A 1,687-nucleotide genomic window follows, 5' to 3' on the forward strand; every position below is an offset into this window, starting at 1 on the left:
ATAAATGCGGGAGATGGGAATTGCAAAAAGAATTTTATGAAAGACATTGATAATATACAAAAAACGCGATATAATTATATCGATAAAACGATATGTCTATAAGGCAATGGGAAAGGATGAAGAAAATGATTATTAAGGCTTCAGCAACACTTCGAAACGATTATGCTTCTATTTCTAATCTTGCGAGAAAAACAAGTGAACCGATTTATATAACAAAAAATGGGGAGGGCGACGGAGTATTTATGAGTATTGATGCCTTTGAGAAAAGAGAGCAGGCATTAGAACTTCGTGCAAAAATCATGCAGGCAGAAGAGGAACGGTTAGGCGGAGCAAAGACAAGAAGTATCTCCGAAGCAAGAAAGGAATTGAGAGAACGTGCAGGAACAATATAAAGTTGAGATTCTTCCTACGGCATGGGAAGATTTGAAAAAGATTGAAGATTATTATCTACTCCAATTTGGCGTGGAATCCGCCATGAAAGTTACAGAGCAGATTTTGGACAGTATTGAGCGATTAGAGAGTTTTCCGGACTCTGGTTCTCTGACACCGGATAAATGGCTGAATAAGCAGGGGTATCGAATGGTCATATCTGAAAGGTATGTTTCTATATATCGACAGATAGGAAAAGTAGTTTATGTGTATCATATTGCAGACACACAGACAGAGTATACGAAATTGTTTTCGTGATGGCAAAGAGGTAGCAGGATGAAAGAATGTCCAAATTGTAGTATGGAATTGCCGGATGAAGCACATTATTGTCCGCGGTGTATGTTTCAATATGAGAAACAGGAAATACAAATAAACGACAGGCATAGGAAACGTACTTCATTATTGTTAATTGGAAGTGTATTTGTGATTGGTGTGTTCATTTGCGTGCCATTTGTAAGGAGTAGAATACAAGACAACATGAACAACAATTACACAGAGGTGGATATTAAAAAAATAGTTAACGAAAATTTTAGAACAGGTGAGAATATTATCTATGATTCCGAAGTGGAAAATGATTTAAGAGATGTGCTTGGAAACGAGTTTGTTGATATGAAAGCAACATTAGGCGAAGAAACGGATGAAATGTATCATGAAAATGGAATGGATATCTATACATTCGGAATGATAACTGTTACAGTAAATCAAGAAGGGGTTATTCAAGATATTTTGATTGATTATACAGTGGGAGAAAATAAAAAAGAATATGGTGTCTACGGGATTGCTGGTACATCTGATATTGGTGTGGTGAAAACAATATTGGGAACACCGGATCAGGAGTATGAAAAAGAACTCTGCTATCGTTTTGACAGAGAGTTTGGTCTAGGGTTAAATATCAATTTTTCTGACGACGGTATGGTGGAACAGTTGGAATATTATTATGTGCAATAATTATAGGGTGTCTTCATTTTCAGCATAAAGTAACTCATTTATCTGATAAATAGAAAATTGATGAGTTTTTCCCCATATAAGCAGACTATCCCGTTTTTGTTTTGGATATAGGGGAGCAAATCCTGCATACTTTAAAAGAGCCTGTGTTTCTTCAAGTGAAAGTTCCATTCCAAAAGAAATCGAAATCAGTTTGTCACGTGAAGGAATACGCTTTCCTGAAAAAATCTGATATCCATAAATTTCATTGAGTTCAGAATTTTTAATAACTGTAGATTTTTTCAAAGATTTTTCTTCTAATAGTTGGTTTAAA

At 35.3% G+C, this 1,687-nt stretch carries 4 protein-coding genes; 3 read left to right on the plus strand and 1 reads right to left on the minus strand.

Translation table 11 applies throughout. The features are described 5' to 3' along the window. Window positions 1–125 precede the first annotated feature (125 nt). From JQM82_RS15495 to JQM82_RS15505, 3 genes are read left to right on the plus strand one after another with little or no spacing between them, the layout of a single operon-like run. Window positions 126–392, plus strand: coding sequence for a type II toxin-antitoxin system prevent-host-death family antitoxin (locus tag JQM82_RS15495; RefSeq protein WP_235251311.1), 267 nt, complete (start codon window positions 126–128; stop codon window positions 390–392). After that, window positions 376–687 carry a type II toxin-antitoxin system RelE/ParE family toxin gene (locus JQM82_RS15500; RefSeq protein WP_235251312.1) on the plus strand — a complete coding sequence of 104 codons (312 nt, stop codon included), beginning with the start codon at window positions 376–378 and terminating at the stop codon, window positions 685–687. Before JQM82_RS15495 ends, JQM82_RS15500 begins: the two co-directional genes overlap by 17 nt. A gap of 18 nt (window positions 688–705) precedes the next feature. Beyond that, on the plus strand, window positions 706–1,377 hold the full coding sequence (locus JQM82_RS15505) for a zinc ribbon domain-containing protein (RefSeq protein WP_235251313.1): 672 nt from the start codon (window positions 706–708) through the stop codon (window positions 1,375–1,377). Here the strand turns inward: JQM82_RS15505 and JQM82_RS15510 are convergent. Continuing rightward, window positions 1,378–1,687: XRE family transcriptional regulator (locus tag JQM82_RS15510; RefSeq protein ID WP_235251315.1), on the minus strand; the 310-nt coding region annotated here is incomplete at its 5' end.

It is taken from the genome of Faecalicatena contorta, from assembly GCF_021531995.1.
Lineage (GTDB): Bacteria > Bacillota > Clostridia > Lachnospirales > Lachnospiraceae > Dorea_A > Dorea_A contorta_A.

Excerpts from the sequence above, each read along its gene's own strand:
- JQM82_RS15495 (WP_235251311.1), top strand. The coding sequence starts at position 126 with ATGATTATTAAGGCTTCAGCAACACTTCGAAACGATTATGCTTCTATT.
- JQM82_RS15505 (WP_235251313.1), top strand. The coding sequence starts at position 706 with ATGAAAGAATGTCCAAATTGTAGTATGGAATTGCCGGATGAAGCACAT.